Genomic DNA, 14,900 nt, shown 5'->3' with positions numbered 1-14,900 from the left:
AATGAAATGTTATGATATCGGGTTTATTCAAACATATATTGATGGAGAACTTTCTCATGATATAAGAAAGGAATTTACAAAGCACCTAGATACATGTGAAGCATGCCAAGATTTATTAGTAGAAATTAGTAAATTAAATCAATGGGAAAACGTAATGCTAGATGAAGAATCTGCAAATTCACCACAAGAAATCAAAATTGATATAGAACAAGCATGGAAAACATTTGAAAGTCGTTCCAAGTTAGACAACGTTTCTAATATAAATTACAAAAAACAACAAAAGAAAGGCATCTTTACAAACATGAGTAAAAAATCAAAATGTTTCATTTATACAGCAGTAGCTGCAGCTGCACTTTTCACAACAGCAATGATTCCACAAGTACAAGTGGCGGCTACAAATGTCGCTTCATATTTTTCTGATGCAATTACAAATGATAAAGTTGTAAATGAAGGAATAAAAGATGAAAATGGTATCACACAAGATATGATGAAGAATGGTAAATATATTCCTATTGATGAAAAAATTACAGATCAAGGTATTACTGTACATCTCAAAGAATTATTTATCGCAGATTCACGTATATCAGTTCATTATAGAATGGAAAAAGCTGACGGAAGTTTAGTACCATTTGAATTTGATACATCAGGATTAGATCTCCAAAGTGATGGTATAATTAATGGACAACAAGAGGAAAACCCTGAGATTAAACATGATGGGAGACTATCATTTATCCATGATGCAGATGATCGTCTTCCTTTTGAACTTGTGGCAGCAGGTCAAAAGTTAGATAAAATAGGCATCCGTGATAATGATAGACCCGAAGGTGTTGCTACATTTGTTATAACTAATGAAGAAAAAGACGTTTTTAAACAGCCTCTTACTTTAGACGTAAATATAACTAGAATTGGAAAAGTAAATGGATCTTGGAAAGCTCAAATTCCAATTGATACTTCACATTTGAAAAATAATACGAATTAACATGAAAAAAAGAATAGAACAATATGTATCTAATTCTCAGTTTATATGTTTTCTTGTTTTCGTTACATTTATTTCGTATATAGTTTTTACTCTATCTTTTATTTATGATTTAAGACCATTATAAGAAAAAGCCCTCTAAAAAAGTAGGAAAATAAATAACCGGTTTCTTAACGTATAAGGAATCGGTTATTTTGTATTTAAAATGCGTCTAAACGTACAAATTTCTTTTTATAAAAAAGAATAGACACCCTAAGGTGCCTTCCTCCGACTTGAACCATCTTAATTTTAATAATATGTATTGGACTCCCGTCCAACTATTATTTTACCACGTTAAGTTGTTTTGTTTATTGAGAAATACAATGTTTTATTTATGCTAATCTTCTGTATTAGTTCATTTTGTAGTCCGTGCAGCGGTTAACAAGAAAATAATAGCATTGATGACACCTAAAAGTCCCTGCTTAATCCACATAGATAATGCAGCATTTGTGCCAATGGCTAGAAAAATAAGCATTACTGTGTATCTATTGAATCTCAGTATAGACAACCTCCCGATGGGACTATATTTAAGGAAATTTCATTATTTTTTTGTTCCGTAAAACATTGTACTTCCTAGTGAAGAGAAATTCAGTTTTACTTCTATAACTCGCCCTGTTTCCACTCTTTATTATGGATATCTAATCCTTCTTGACCAAAGAAATGGAGAATAAATTCTTTTTCATCACTATCAATTTTTTTAGCTAGTTTAGATCCCTCCATACTTTGCTTTTTTCCTGAACTTAAATAATGAATTTCTTCAAAGTCTTTAACTACAGATTCGAACTCTCCATCATACCATTTGTTCAGAATAGATTCATATTTTGGTCTTTCATCATTATTAATAACATTTAAGTTGTTTTTTAAGTATTGAATGTTTTCTTTCGTCATTTGAAATCGCCCTACATCACGGGTACCGGAAACATGAAGATTATTCCCATTGAATGTGAGTTTTTGTAAAGACATATGTATCATCATATCATTTATAGTTTGCTCGTTTTGGATTTCACCAATCGACTGTGCCGCTTTAGAGAGCTCATCTTCACTTACTACATAACTATCTTTTTGCTGCTTTTGAATGGTTTGAACTTTCGGTTTTTCCTGAACCTTTTCTTCTTGTTTAGGTTTTGATTCAGTTGTAGTCTTCTCATTTGAGCTACAAGCAGCCATTCCCATAAGCAATGTACCGCATGTTAAAGCCATTAGTAACTTTCGGTTCATTTTTTTCCGCCTATCTGCATTAGTTATTTTAAACAGTTTTTTAATGTAAGATTTCTCATCTCATAGTAGCAAAGAATGTATCTATATATTGTCATGTTTTGTCGAAGAATAATAAAAAAGCAACCTAGATCCCATAGGATCTAGGTTGCTTTTAATACGTAAACGTAATCGTCACTAAAGAATACCCTTCTTTCGCATTGTAAGGCTCCGCTTTATAAGAAACTCGATTTGCCCCTTGCGGATAATCGATTTCACCAATTGCCTTTTTCACATCTTGCAGTGCACCATTCATTGATTGCTTGTATAGCACTTCAATTTTCTCTGGTTTTGCACTATAGCGTTGCTGCATTTTATTTTTTAATTCGGTATAGTTATTTGCGATATATTCATTTCCTAAATAGTTTAACTTTGTATCTTTTAATATTTGTTGATATGCAGGCGTTTTCGTACTACCTGCCGCAATTTTGTTTGTCAGTGTACTATAATAATTCGTTGTAGCTTGCGGGTAGTCTCCGCGGTTCCACTCATGATTTCTTGCGATTTGTTCATCTGATAAATTGAAATACGAATACGTTACGCGGCCCTGCTCATCTGGAACCGGATCATCAAATGTTGTATCAAGATGATACCATTTGTTTTCGATTTTCACTAAATTCCAAGCATGAGGTTGTCCGTCCCCAGTTCCTGTCACGAAATGATTTTCAATTTCTGCTTCTTTTAATAATTGATACGTTAATAGTGCGTAACCTTGGCAAACCGCAGAACGATTTACAAGTGCTTCATATGCTGTGTAAGCTTTATAAGACGTATCATAAGAAACATGTTTTACTACGTAATCATGAATCGCCTTCACTTTTTCGTGATCATCCATTCCAACTTGAGTAATAGAAGAAACGATTGCTTTCGCTTGTTTCATGACATATTCCGTCTGTTCTTTCGTTTCACGATATGTAATCTTAAGCGTAAATGTATAATTTCCAGGTGATCCAGAAAGTCCATATGAAACATTCGATCTATTATTATTTGTATACTCATTTTTACTTGCAACTTCTTTATATGCGTTAAAAAGTGTATTCATCACTTCGTTTGTATTATTGTTTTTCGTTTTATATGGAAGTGTAATATTTGTCTCGTATGTATTAATACGCTTTTGTACTTCCTCTTTAAACGCTGTTAATAATGCAGCATCTCCTGTATCTTTCACATCGGCATTTTTATATTTTAAAGTTTTATATAAAAACTGCGCATACTGTTCACGTGTTACTGTGCCATACGGTTCAAAATTCCCGTTCCCTGTGCCATCCGCGATTCCATTTGACTGCACTGCACTAATTGCGTTTTCTGCCCAAAATGGATTTGGAACATCCTTAAAGGTATGTTTTTGTTTTGCCGCAAGATGGAAAGCATTTGTAAGAATTTGTGCCATTTCCGCACGACTCACAGAAGCTTTCGGTCTAAATTGGCCATTTTCATCACCTTTAAAAACTCCTAAATTCGTTAAAGTTAATACCTCTTCTGGAAACATTGTAGAACTTTGATTAATATCACCGTAAGGATTTTTAAACGTAGAACCATCCTTTAATACGTAACGAGTTCCATCATTACTAAACGAACCGCCTTGTTTATTCGGTACTAACACTCGATAAATTAAAGCCGCAACTTGCTCCCTTGTCGCAACATCTCCAAAACCAAATATCCCATTCCCATAACCGGAAATAATATTCTTACTGGCTAAATCTTTAATCGCAGGATATGACCAATGTGATGTCGGCACATCAGAAAAAATACCCACTTCAGCAGCTTTCACATCGCTGCCATTTGTATATAACAACGCACCACCAATCAGTGATAATGATGTAATTGATTTTAATAGTTTTGTATACATAATGTCTTCTCCCAATACGTTCTCTATTTTTGTTGGTTTATGTCGAAAAATCTAAAAATATGACAAAATATATTATACAATTAAAAGTTTTTGAGGGATATATTGAATTTTAAAATATGCAAAAATTCATATTGTTATAAGGATTCATAGTGATATTATGTTATTTTACTTGCGAATATATAAATAAAAAAACGCTCATCTGAGCGTTTCATCTATATACTTATTAGTTACTTTTTCTTCACTTAGAACTCTTTTTCGGTAATCATCCTTCGATCTAACAACTCTTTATACTTCAATATTTCTTCAGCCCCACGGCTCTCCATGCGTATATTGTATAACACTTGTTGTATTGACCTTTGATTGGTCCGTTGAAACATTTACTCCATTTAGAGATAATTCTATTGAATTTTTCACTACTAATCACAAAAATATCTTATAATTTTTATATAACAAATTAATGTATTAGGGGTAGATAAAATGCCAGTTACACTCGAACTTATTCTTTTCATTCTTATAGCAATTAGTGCTGTTGGCTATTTAATAAAAGAATTTCAAAAAACTAGGAAACGAACACTTGGAATTTCACTAGAATTTCTAGTTCTTTTCTGGTCAATATGGAGAATATCAACTATCATAATCTAATTTATAAAACATGAATTCCTTCGAATGAAGTGAAACTCTAATCAGCGGGGTTATAGGATAAATTTACCAGTATTTTTACCACAACATCCATGTTAAAATCCCTTGTGAGTACGACATAACTCGACCTTATGAAGCTCCGCAGCTTTTATCGCGGAGCTTTTTTTATTTAAAGTAACTATTTTGTTCACTTTTTTGATACATTTACGAAACATTCATATGTTACGTTATATAAGTCCTTTTTTAAATCTTATTCATTCTAGCAAAAAGTCCTAGTCCCCCTAGGGCTTTTTGCATTCAAACAATGAGTTGTATTTTTTCTCAATAACCGAAACTACTTAAGGTGGTAAAATAATAATTGGACTGGCATCCAATACCATATTACAATGGAGCAAATCGCAAGAAGGCACCTTAGGGTGTCTTTTTTATAGAGAATCGGTTTAAAAACTACAAATAAAAGAACCTCAATAAATGAGGTTCAAAAAATCTACTATTTTAAATTACCTTCGTAAAAAGCAACTCCATTTTGAACATGTTTTAAGTACCACGTAATCGTCCCGCTACAAACATTTTCATTAAAACTATTAGCATATACTCCATTTGAGTAATAAAGAGTTCTTTTGAATTTACCATTAGAATACTCATAAGGAATTGAGCATGTGGCTTGCTTCGGAGAGCTCACAGCTTTTTGTGTATCAGCTGAAGCTGCACCAATTCCTCCTGTTAATGCAATACCTGTTGCTAACGCTCCTACTACTAATTTCTTGAACATAATAAATCCCCCTTTAATAGTTTTTATAGATTACAACTTAAATGTATCACTTTTGTAATTTATGTAAATATCTTGAATATGTAGAAATATTTATTTAATTATTAGTAATATTAGGATTTTATTTTATCAAATGGAAAATAGAGGAATTAGAGAAGCATGTGAAAATACAGATAGGTTTATATTAAACGAATGTGGTCCAAGTCGGCGTAAGGCACCTTAGGGTGTCTTTTTTGTACATAAAAAAATCTCACCATCTTATAGAAACGATAAGCCCTTTAAAACAATAATTGCAACTATATTAATTTTACATTACATTAAGGTTAGAGAATGTTCTTATATTAATAAAGTGCTAAATAGTAGGTGGCAAAATGGAATTTAACGATTTGGGTATTACCATTAAAGAACTTAGAATTAAAAAAAATATATCACAATCCGAATTATGTCATGGAATATGTTCACAAAGTCAAATTAGCAAGATTGAAAAAGGTATGATTTATCCATCTAGTATATTGTTATATCAATTATCAGAAAGACTTGGTATTGATCCGAATAACATATTTGCACTAACTCAAAACAAAAGATTAAAATATGTAGAAAACGTAAAATACGTAATAAAAGATTGCTTAAAGCAAAAACAATATAAAGAACTTTATGAAATAGTAAAAAAAGAGAAAAACTTAAATAATTTTCAAACAAAAGATGAGAAACAATTTCTAATGTGGCATGAAGCAATTGCTATATTTATGGTGGATAAATCAATAAAAACTGCTTTAGATTTTTTAAATAATGCATTAAAACTGACTTTAACTAATTCTGATTTTTTATCAGAAAGAGAAATAGATATTATGCAAACAATGGCTATATTTTATGCAGAAAATAAAGAATATGAAAAAAGTATTAATATATTCAAAAGATGTTTAACTAATTTTAATAAATTAGATTTTCCTAGAGATAAAGAAATTAAATTAAAACTCATGTTAAATTTAGCAAAATGTTTCGACTTCACATATCAACATGAAGAGGCAATAAAGTATATTGATAAGGGTATCAAATTAGCAATTAATCTAAATACTTTATACTTACTAGGTGAACTATTCTATTTAAAAGGTCAGTGTTTATTAAAAATGAAACAACATAATGTAGAAGATGTTATTTATAACTGGAAAAAAGCATTATTTATATTTGAACTAACAGAAAAAGAATATTATACAAAAATGCTACCAGATGAACTTATTGAATTACAAAATAAAAAACACTCATAATTTCGTAAAAACTACTTACAAATCCTACAGAAAAAATTCTTATAGCTTTTAAACTTAGATCGATAATATTAAAATTAATTTAAGTCGGCGAAAGGCACCTTTTGGTGTCTTTTCTTTATTTTTACAAGGACCTGCTCAATTAATTTTTAAAAACATAATAGGGAATATTGTTTTTATTTATCTCATTTTCAGTCATGCTATATAAAATTCGTTAATAAATCCACCTCAAATACTAGTTCCTTTTATAAGCCGTTTGTTTTGATGTAGATGACATTATTCTCAATACAATAGAATGAATTATGGGAACATATTTAGCAATATATATCAAAAAACATATTAAAAAAACCCTTCACCTTAAGGTAGAAGGGATCTTTTAATTTCTATTTCAAACTACCTAAAATTTCTGTAAAGATAACCCCAAGCATATGTGCACCTGCATCTGGATATCCTAAACTTCTTTCACCAACTACCGCTCCTCTGCCGAATGATCTTTCAACGATAGATTATATGCCTTGAAGTGCTGTTTGCAACATTTCAATTCAGATATACGACAGTAAAGAATACATTATCACAGTGTCAGCAAGCAAAAGTGTATTCTGCATTTCTGAAAACAGTAGATGGCAGATTATGACCTACTGAATCTGCTAAGAAAGAATATACAAGAACATCCTTAACATCCTCTCTATTTCCACTAATGATGACATCAAGGAAATCTTCTACTTGGAATTCTGGAGTAAACAACACAATCTTAGTTGTTCTATTTGGTTCTAAAGAAACAAAAGTACGAGAGATTTCAACTAATTCATTTTGAGTTGGGAAAAAGGTGTTTCGACTTCTCTTAACAGTTACCGTTACATTACTAGTATGACAGCGTGAATCATTGTTTAACATAATGTTGAGAGCAGTTGGAATAATCCCATTTTCAGAAACTGGAACTCGAAACACTCCAGTAGATTTATGAGCCATATAATCACATCCTTCCAAAATAAAATATATTTACAATATATTAAATGCAAAAAACGTTCATTTTGATATGGACAAATTACATGATTAATATATCTATAATAACCCTCGGTATTACTAAGCCAATGTTTTAAAAGATTAACAAATATCGCGAGAACCAATCGAATGTATATTAAAAGTAAAAAGAATAAGTTGTCTAAAAGACCCCCTATTTTGAGCCAATAATGAGACATTATGTTAATCTTATATGTATAGTTGCACAAAATTGAGAAACTTAAGGAGACAGATAAATTTTATGAGAAAATTATCTATATTACTTACTTTCATTCTAGTATTAGTCAGTGTTACGGCTGCTTGCACACAAGATAAAACAGATAGTGCCGTTGAAAATGGTCCAATAGAAGAACCAACCGCAAAAAATGAAAATGAAGAATTAATAAATTTTGAAGAAAAAGAAGATATGAGCCGCTTGGAACAAGGTATTTTATTAGTTGGTGAGAGTGTTAAGGGAGGCTATTACTTGACCGCTGTTCAAAGTGCCTATTTAAATGCTAGCAACGATTCCGTAGTTGTTAATGTCTCTGTAAAAAATGTACGAGGTCAAACGATTGGACTATCAGAATTAAAATATAACTTAAAAGATGAAAAAGACGGAAAGATCTATAAAGGAAAGGTGCTTGATCAAAACCCTTCTGATATACAAGTTAAACCAAATGAAACGGTAGAATTGAAAATAGCTTTTGAAGTACCACGTACCGCAGATGAATATATGTTTTATATTGAAAGCTCTTTAGACCCTCTACAAACATACTGGAAAATTGATAAGCTGCAATCACAAACAAACTAAGTCTAAAATAAGCAAAAAACAATGAAAAATTTAATATAGATACAAATGAATACTATATAAACGTAAGACCATCGATTTAATGAATCGTTGGTCTTTTTCAAAAAATGCCCCATTAAAAACTAAGAGATAAAAAAGAACTAATCTCGAGAAGAGATTAGCTCAATATATCCAAAGCTATTATGGTACATAGTTTTATGAGCAAACGTTATATAATGTTGTATGGGATACATAACCTGTCATCCCTTTATATGTAACTTTTAACCACTGTTTAGAATTACTGTAATGACCTTGAACATATTCACCAGTTACCCATGTTCCAGTAATTTTCGTACCATCATTAAATGTATGTAAGACAGGTGAATCGACAGTATAACCACTGCGCATCTTTGCACCATATACACCTACCGTACCTCCCTTTGCACAAGCTGCTACTACATTTTGATTTTCAGTAGCATTCGTAGCCGCGAAAGCAGAGCCGTTAAATGTAAATAAAGTAAATATAAAAGCTGTTAGTACTGTACAAATAGATAAACGACGTAACAAAATAAATTCCCCCTTTTTTTATAATTTACTTCTTCACAAATGATTATCTTAAATATTCTAACTATTTTCAATATATTAATGTTGAGAAATATTAGTTGTATTTTTGAAATAAGATTTTATCAAAAATAGTAACAAACTCATATTTTACTGAGAAAGAACCGAAAGAAGTCTTCTACATATCAACTATATAAAAATCCCTCCACCTTAAGGCAGAGGGACTTTCCAATTACTATTTCAAACTACCTGCAATCTCCGTAAAGATAACCCCAAGTGCATGTGCACCTGCATCTGGATATCCTAAGCTTCTTTCGCCAACTGTACCAGCGCGGCCCATGCGAGCTACGATTTCTTTCGTGTACTCTGCTCCTTTGACCGCTGCTTCTGCTCCTTTTTCAAAGGCAGTTTTTACGTCTACTTCGTTTGAGGCGCTATCTAACCAAGAGTCTACACATGGAGCAAGTGCGTCAACAAGTGTTTTGTCACCAACTACTGCTCCTCTGCCGAATGATCTTTCACCGATCGATTGTATGCCTTGCAATGCTGCTTGCAGCATTTCAGCGAATTCTTTCACTGTTAACTCACGTTTTTCGCCCGCAGCTTTACTAGCAGCGCGGAATGCACCGCCCCAAATTGGACCAGATGCGCCGCCGCAATGTTCCATAATAATCATCGAACAGCCATCAAGGAATGATCCGATCGTTACGTTTTCTTGTTCTACAATAGAGTGCCACTCACGTTTTAATTGCTTAAATCCTTTTGCCACACTCATTCCGAAGTCGCCATCACCAGCATGCGTATCTAGCTCACAGAACGGTACTTCATTTTTAATAATAATATCGCTCATTTTATCAACGAGATAAATCATGTTGTTTAATGTAATAACATTATCTTTAATAACAGCGTGCTCTTCCGCAGTTTCTAGTTCAAATGAAACTTCCTTCTCTTCTGTCTCTTCAAGTACATTTACGTACTCTACACTTTCAACTGGACCGTCTACTTTAAACGCTGGTGTATTACATTCTTTTGATAGTAATGTTTTTAGCTCTTCATCTAACTTCATTACCGTTAAAGACATACCAGCCATATCAATACTTGTCATATAGTTACCGACGAATACTCTATTAATTTTAATGTTTCTTGCAGCTAGTTCTCTCGTAACTGCGTTGTTAAATAAGTAAAGTTCTTGCAGTGGTGTTCCGCCAAAACCGTTAACTAGAATTGCGATTTCCTCGCCATCTTTTACTCCTAAATCTTTTACAAGGTCATTTGTCATACGGTTCGCTAGTTCATCTGCTGACAGCATTTTTTCACGCTTAATTCCTGGTTCGCCGTGAATACCTACACCGTATTCCATTTCATCTTCCGCAAGTGTGAAAGTAGGTGATCCACTCGCTGGAACTGTACAAGACGTTAATGCTAAACCGATTGTGCGCACGTTAGCCGCTGCTTTTTCTGCTACAGCTTTCACCGCTCCTAAATCCATACCTGCTTCCGCTGCTGCGCCGGCAATTTTATGAACTAAAATAACGCCCGCAACGCCGCGGCGTCCTACTGTGTACAGGCTATCTTCTACCGCAATATCATCGTCCACCTTTACGTAGTCGACTTCAATTCCATCTTCCGTCGCTAAATGCGCACCGTTTTTGAAATTCATAATATCGCCGCTATAATTTTTAATAATTAATAACGTACCTTTTTTACTAGCTGTCTCTTTAATCGCTTGGTATACCTGAATTTGTGAAGGTGACGCAAACACATCTCCGCACACTGCCGCATCTAACATTCCTTTTCCGACTAATCCTGCATGTGCCGGCTCGTGACCACTACCGCCTCCACTAATTAACGTTACTTTATTTTCGTTCATTTCTTTCTTCTTAATCACTTTATATTTTTTCAAAAGCTCAAGCTCTGGATGAGCCATAACCATTCCGTTGCACATTTCCATTACTAATGTTTCTGGTTTGTTTATAATCTTTTTCATTGTAGTTCTCCCTCAATTCCTTTAATATATTGTGATATATTTGAAATCTTCTTCTTACTAACCATGTTAAAATGAAAGCGTTTTATAGTAAACGGACAAAATGGACAATCTGTCTAAAGACACCGCTCTCATTTATAGATAGGATTTTCATATTAATAACATTCTAGGGATGATTCAGATGACCTCTTCTATAATTTCTAAAAAGATAATCGCGAACTCATTGAAGTATTTAATGGAAACAGAGTCGTTTCATAAAATATCAGTGAGCGATATTATGTTACACTGTCAAATGCGTAGGCAAACTTTTTATTATCATTTTAAAGATAAATTTGAACTATTAAGCTGGATTTATAGAGAAGAAACGAAGGAAAACATTATCGACTTTCTCGATTATGAAACGTGGGAAAACATTTTCGATTTATTATTTGATTACTTTTATGAAAATCAAAAATTTTACCGAAATGCTTTTAAAGTCATTGAGCAAAACTCGTTTAATCACTATTTATTTGAGCATACGAAAAACTTATATATGAAGATTATCGATGAACTATCTGTGAGCTGCGGATTCAGCCTTTCTGATGAGACAAAAAATACGATTGCCTCCTTTTATAGTCACGGCTTCGTTGGAACAATAAAAGATTGGATTGAAAGTAAGTGCGAAGTAGATCCTTCCATTATGTCTTCTCTTATGAAAAATATGATAAACAATCAATTACTACTATTACTGGAGCAATCAGCAAAGTAATTAAAGGGTGGCAAAAGCAATGAAAAAGATTATGAATGATGTACAAAATATCGTTCAAGATATGCTGCACGGCTTTTATTTTGAACATAACGACAAAGTAAATTACGATGAAACGAATAACATCATTTATGTAAAAGATATCGAAAAAATGAAGCAAGACGTCGCTATTATAAGTGGCGGTGGTAGCGGACATGAACCTGCTGATATTGGCTATGTAGGAAAAGGTATGCTTACAGCGGCAGTAAACGGAAGCATCTTCACTCCGCCTACAGTGGAACAAATTGCGGCGGCAACTCGCCTTATGCCAAAAGATAAAAGTATACTATTCATTATTAAAAACTTTAAAGATGACGTTGAGAACTTTCTTGCGGCAAAGCAGATCGCTAAAGAAGAAGGAAGAGAAATTGACCACATCATCGTAAATGACGACGTTTCAATTGAAGATGATGCTTCTTTTAATAAAAGAAGACGCGGCGTCGCTGGTACTGTTTTCATTCAAAAAATACTTGGTGCGGCCGCTCTTGAAGGCCATTCTCTAGAAGAACTAACAACACTTGGCCGCTCTATCACTAAAAACTTACACACATTAGGAGTTGCTCTTTCCCCTGTCAACGATCCAGTAAAAGGAAAAGCTTCATTCACATTAAATGACGATGAAGTGTTTTATGGCGTAGGCATTCACGGAGAAAAAGGTTACCGTAAAGAAGCACTATCCTCTTCTGAAATATTAGCGATCGAACTAATGAACAAACTAAAAAGCATTTATCGCTGGAGAAAAGGAGACAACTTCGCTATCCTCATTAATGGACTCGGCGCAACTCCATTAATGGAACAATACATTTTCGCAAACGACATTCGCCGTTTGTGTGAACTTGAAGGATTGCAAGTGACATTCGTAAAGGTTGGTACACTGTTAACTTCTTTAGATATGAAGGGTGTTTCGCTTAGTTTGCTTAAGGTAGAGGATTTTGATTGGGTGAAGTGGTTGAAGGCGGATGTTAGAGTGGGTAATTGGTAAGTAAAAATTATGATGATAAAAGCCTTTAACTATAACAAGTTAAAGGCTTTTTGCAAATTGAAATATCGTACGGGCATTAACAAGAAATTCGTAATTGCCTCACTGAATGATGACAGGTCTTCCAAATAAAGCTGGATGATAAATTAACATCGCTCCTACAAATGAACATACTAAACAAAAAATAGCCTCGTATTTTATAACTAGAGAAGAGCTGGTATCAAGCTTTTCCCCCTCTCTTTTAAATATCATTTTTAAAGCTCTATATAATAAATACCCAATAATCGCCCCGAGGGTGTTCGTAAATAAATCATCAATATCTGTAATTCTATTATTTAACAATTGATTTAACTCAATTGCCAATGAAAAAAAGAATCCTGCACATACCGTGTTTTTTATTTTTCTAAAATACGGCCAAATCATCGGTAATAAAAAACCGAGCGGCATAAACAGTACGATGTTCAAAAGATACGTAGTACTACCTGCCGTATCAAATAGAGTCAAGTTGATTTGATTTACACGAATCCACGTTTCGTATCTACTTATATCCCATACAGTCGCGATTTGCGTCACCTTATACACAAGCGAAAGGTAAAATAGAAAAACATACACCCATAGAAAATGCCGAATAGATATATTGTTTTTCACTTTAAAATAACATCCAATTTGAAATACAATACAAAACATAATTGTAAAAAAATACGTATACAAATAACTCATCAAAACTTCTGTATGCATGTGGAATCCCCTAACTTTACATTTTCATCTATTATTTAGAACATAGTTTAAGAACCAGTACTTTGTTCATATATTTAATCTTTTACTTTGTCTTCGAATATAGGGAATATATTAAAAATATAAAATCCCCACTTCTTCATTTTCAGTCTCCTCCTTGATGTAACTTGTTTATAGGATAGGAAAAACTTTTAAAATAAAAAGTGGGGGAAATATAAAATTTTTCTTAAATTTTATGTTAGATTTTATTATTACTCTAATTACTAATCCGCTATTCGTTGTTAGGCAACAGTATGCTTAAACTTAGGTTTCACTTTATCCCTTCTCATCCCTCATACTGTAATACCCTAAATTAATAATAACCAAGAAATACCCACCCATAATTCCAGCAGCGAATGTCCACATGAATTCATGGTGTTCAATTTCATACATAATAATCGCGCCGAGTATTGCGGCTGCGAACCGATTTATCATTCCAAGCATCGGTGCTTTTGCTTTTTTTACAATGCTATCTCCGAACTTTTCAATACGCCTTCCTAAAATCCAGGCGCAGTACATACTCACCAAAAGGCCAATGCTTATCCCTACGAACTTTGCTGAAAAAGGTGTCACAAGCCATCCCAATAACATTATGCCTAGCAAACAATACATTTGTATGTTGAATGATCTTAATGCCATACGAATCATGTTATTCTCCTTTATCTTTCTCATTGTAATCCCGTATCATCAATCCAATCTTCCAGGCTTCAAGCTTTCAGCTATATCTTTTTTAAAATGAGGGAATTTGATTTTGCTTACCATTAAATAAGCGAGTACGCATGTACCAAACGCCACGGAAACTGGATTCTTTAAAAAACATAAAATGAGGAGACACATTGCCGCAAATGGAATCGGCATGCCGATAAAGGTTGGGAGTTTGCTTTGCTTTGTGTTAAATCTTGCAAGCCGAAGCATGCCGCAAATACTGTAAGCAAGCGCGCATATCATCCCGATAGACTGCAAATCTTTTAACGAGGCACTATATGCCAGAATAGACGGTGCCACACCAAAAGTAACTAAATCCGCAAATGAGTCCAACTCTCCACCAATTTCCGAAACAGAATCAAGTTTCCGAGCGACCATACCATCTAAAAAGTCAAACAACATACCTGTAATAATAAAAACTGCTCCCAAATAAATATCGTGAACGAAAACAGCGTAAATAGCTAAAAGCCCACATACAAAATTTGCTATCGTAATCATATTTGGTATGAAACTCATAATACACTTCTCCTCCTTTC

15 protein-coding genes are annotated in these 14,900 nt (G+C 33.3%); 5 read left to right on the top strand and 10 right to left on the bottom strand.

Annotated elements, in window-relative coordinates; all coding sequences use genetic code 11:
* Position 1: 1 nt before the first annotated feature.
* On the top strand, positions 2 to 979 hold the full coding sequence (locus AC3WVZ_RS03360) for a DUF4179 domain-containing protein (protein ID WP_000650420.1): 978 nt from the start codon (positions 2 to 4) through the stop codon (positions 977 to 979).
* Positions 980 to 1,615: 636 nt separating this feature from the next.
* Here AC3WVZ_RS03360 and AC3WVZ_RS03355 read toward each other — a convergent pair.
* The 3 genes from AC3WVZ_RS03355 to AC3WVZ_RS03345 all read right to left on the bottom strand — a co-directional run bounded on the left by AC3WVZ_RS03355 (position 1,616) and on the right by AC3WVZ_RS03345 (position 5,529).
* Positions 1,616 to 2,233, bottom strand: a complete 618-nt coding sequence (locus tag AC3WVZ_RS03355) for a DUF6241 domain-containing protein (protein ID WP_001080424.1) — start codon at positions 2,231 to 2,233, stop codon at positions 1,616 to 1,618.
* Between the two features lie 151 nt (positions 2,234 to 2,384).
* The gene (locus AC3WVZ_RS03350; protein ID WP_233936020.1) at positions 2,385 to 4,118 is read right to left on the bottom strand and encodes an S-layer homology domain-containing protein; all 1,734 of its coding nucleotides are present in this window, start codon (positions 4,116 to 4,118) and stop codon (positions 2,385 to 2,387) included.
* A 1,129-nt stretch (positions 4,119 to 5,247) separates the two neighbouring features.
* Entirely contained in the window at positions 5,248 to 5,529 is a 282-nt protein-coding gene (locus AC3WVZ_RS03345) for an LCI fold-containing protein (RefSeq protein ID WP_233936019.1), read from the bottom strand.
* Between the two features lie 368 nt (positions 5,530 to 5,897).
* Here AC3WVZ_RS03345 and AC3WVZ_RS03340 point away from each other — a divergent pair, with 368 nt between their 5' ends.
* A complete protein-coding gene (locus tag AC3WVZ_RS03340) occupies positions 5,898 to 6,791 on the top strand; it encodes a helix-turn-helix domain-containing protein (protein WP_000395468.1) in 894 nt (297 codons plus the stop codon).
* A 380-nt stretch (positions 6,792 to 7,171) separates the two neighbouring features.
* Here AC3WVZ_RS03340 and AC3WVZ_RS03335 read toward each other — a convergent pair whose 3' ends face one another.
* Positions 7,172 to 7,291: a DAK2 domain-containing protein gene (locus AC3WVZ_RS03335; RefSeq protein WP_071740898.1), complete on the bottom strand. Its 120-nt coding sequence runs from the start codon at positions 7,289 to 7,291 to the stop codon at positions 7,172 to 7,174.
* Positions 7,292 to 7,367: 76 nt separating this feature from the next.
* Entirely contained in the window at positions 7,368 to 7,757 is a 390-nt protein-coding gene (locus AC3WVZ_RS03330) for a hypothetical protein (protein WP_000940664.1), read from the bottom strand.
* Between the two features lie 292 nt (positions 7,758 to 8,049).
* On the opposite strand from AC3WVZ_RS03330, the gene AC3WVZ_RS03325 reads away from it, so the two are divergent.
* Positions 8,050 to 8,601 (top strand): DUF4352 domain-containing protein, encoded by a 552-nt coding sequence (locus tag AC3WVZ_RS03325; protein WP_001228902.1) that lies wholly within the window; start codon positions 8,050 to 8,052, stop codon positions 8,599 to 8,601.
* 192 nt (positions 8,602 to 8,793) lie between these two features.
* Here the strand turns inward: AC3WVZ_RS03325 and AC3WVZ_RS03320 are convergent, their stop codons facing one another.
* Together AC3WVZ_RS03320 and dhaK are read right to left on the bottom strand one after the other, a co-directional pair.
* Positions 8,794 to 9,144, bottom strand: a complete 351-nt coding sequence (locus AC3WVZ_RS03320; protein WP_000946193.1) for an SH3 domain-containing protein — start codon at positions 9,142 to 9,144, stop codon at positions 8,794 to 8,796.
* Between the two features lie 229 nt (positions 9,145 to 9,373).
* Positions 9,374 to 11,125, bottom strand: coding sequence for a dihydroxyacetone kinase subunit DhaK (dhaK, locus tag AC3WVZ_RS03315; RefSeq protein WP_000720737.1), 1,752 nt, complete (start codon positions 11,123 to 11,125; stop codon positions 9,374 to 9,376).
* Positions 11,126 to 11,303: 178 nt separating this feature from the next.
* On the opposite strand from dhaK, the gene dhaS reads away from it, so the two are divergent.
* Positions 11,304 to 11,870, top strand: a complete 567-nt coding sequence (dhaS, locus tag AC3WVZ_RS03310) for a dihydroxyacetone kinase transcriptional activator DhaS (RefSeq protein WP_000204220.1) — start codon at positions 11,304 to 11,306, stop codon at positions 11,868 to 11,870.
* Positions 11,871 to 11,889: 19 nt separating this feature from the next.
* Complete coding sequence (gene dhaQ, locus AC3WVZ_RS03305) at positions 11,890 to 12,888, top strand: DhaKLM operon coactivator DhaQ (protein WP_233936018.1); 999 nt, start codon at positions 11,890 to 11,892, stop codon at positions 12,886 to 12,888.
* A 99-nt stretch (positions 12,889 to 12,987) separates the two neighbouring features.
* On the opposite strand, the gene AC3WVZ_RS03300 is transcribed toward dhaQ, so the two are convergent.
* The 3 genes from AC3WVZ_RS03300 to pssA all read right to left on the bottom strand — a co-directional run bounded on the left by AC3WVZ_RS03300 (position 12,988) and on the right by pssA (position 14,880).
* Positions 12,988 to 13,623: a VanZ family protein gene (locus AC3WVZ_RS03300; protein WP_000556724.1), complete on the bottom strand. Its 636-nt coding sequence runs from the start codon at positions 13,621 to 13,623 to the stop codon at positions 12,988 to 12,990.
* 312 nt (positions 13,624 to 13,935) lie between these two features.
* Entirely contained in the window at positions 13,936 to 14,307 is a 372-nt protein-coding gene (locus tag AC3WVZ_RS03295; RefSeq protein WP_233936017.1) for an ATP synthase subunit I, read from the bottom strand.
* A 39-nt stretch (positions 14,308 to 14,346) separates the two neighbouring features.
* A complete protein-coding gene (pssA, locus tag AC3WVZ_RS03290; RefSeq protein ID WP_000008335.1) occupies positions 14,347 to 14,880 on the bottom strand; it encodes a CDP-diacylglycerol--serine O-phosphatidyltransferase in 534 nt (177 codons plus the stop codon).
* Positions 14,881 to 14,900 lie beyond the last annotated feature (20 nt).

This window comes from Bacillus sp. CPT56D-587-MTF (assembly GCF_058792335.1).
Note: the sequence above shows the minus strand (reverse complement) of the source record. Positions and strands in the feature narration are given on the sequence as shown.

Coding starts and splice junctions, on each gene's coding strand:
- AC3WVZ_RS03360 (WP_000650420.1), top strand. CDS start 2: ATGAAATGTTATGATATCGGGTTTATTCAAACATATATTGATGGAGAA.
- AC3WVZ_RS03355 (WP_001080424.1), bottom strand. CDS start 2,233: ATGAACCGAAAGTTACTAATGGCTTTAACATGCGGTACATTGCTTATG.
- AC3WVZ_RS03350 (WP_233936020.1), bottom strand. CDS start 4,118: ATGTATACAAAACTATTAAAATCAATTACATCATTATCACTGATTGGT.
- AC3WVZ_RS03345 (WP_233936019.1), bottom strand. CDS start 5,529: ATGTTCAAGAAATTAGTAGTAGGAGCGTTAGCAACAGGTATTGCATTA.
- AC3WVZ_RS03340 (WP_000395468.1), top strand. CDS start 5,898: ATGGAATTTAACGATTTGGGTATTACCATTAAAGAACTTAGAATTAAA.
- AC3WVZ_RS03330 (WP_000940664.1), bottom strand. CDS start 7,757: ATGGCTCATAAATCTACTGGAGTGTTTCGAGTTCCAGTTTCTGAAAAT.
- AC3WVZ_RS03325 (WP_001228902.1), top strand. CDS start 8,050: ATGAGAAAATTATCTATATTACTTACTTTCATTCTAGTATTAGTCAGT.
- dhaK (WP_000720737.1), bottom strand. CDS start 11,125: ATGAAAAAGATTATAAACAAACCAGAAACATTAGTAATGGAAATGTGC.
- dhaS (WP_000204220.1), top strand. CDS start 11,304: ATGACCTCTTCTATAATTTCTAAAAAGATAATCGCGAACTCATTGAAG.
- dhaQ (WP_233936018.1), top strand. CDS start 11,890: ATGAAAAAGATTATGAATGATGTACAAAATATCGTTCAAGATATGCTG.
- AC3WVZ_RS03300 (WP_000556724.1), bottom strand. CDS start 13,623: ATGCATACAGAAGTTTTGATGAGTTATTTGTATACGTATTTTTTTACA.
- AC3WVZ_RS03295 (WP_233936017.1), bottom strand. CDS start 14,307: ATGATTCGTATGGCATTAAGATCATTCAACATACAAATGTATTGTTTG.
- pssA (WP_000008335.1), bottom strand. CDS start 14,880: ATGAGTTTCATACCAAATATGATTACGATAGCAAATTTTGTATGTGGG.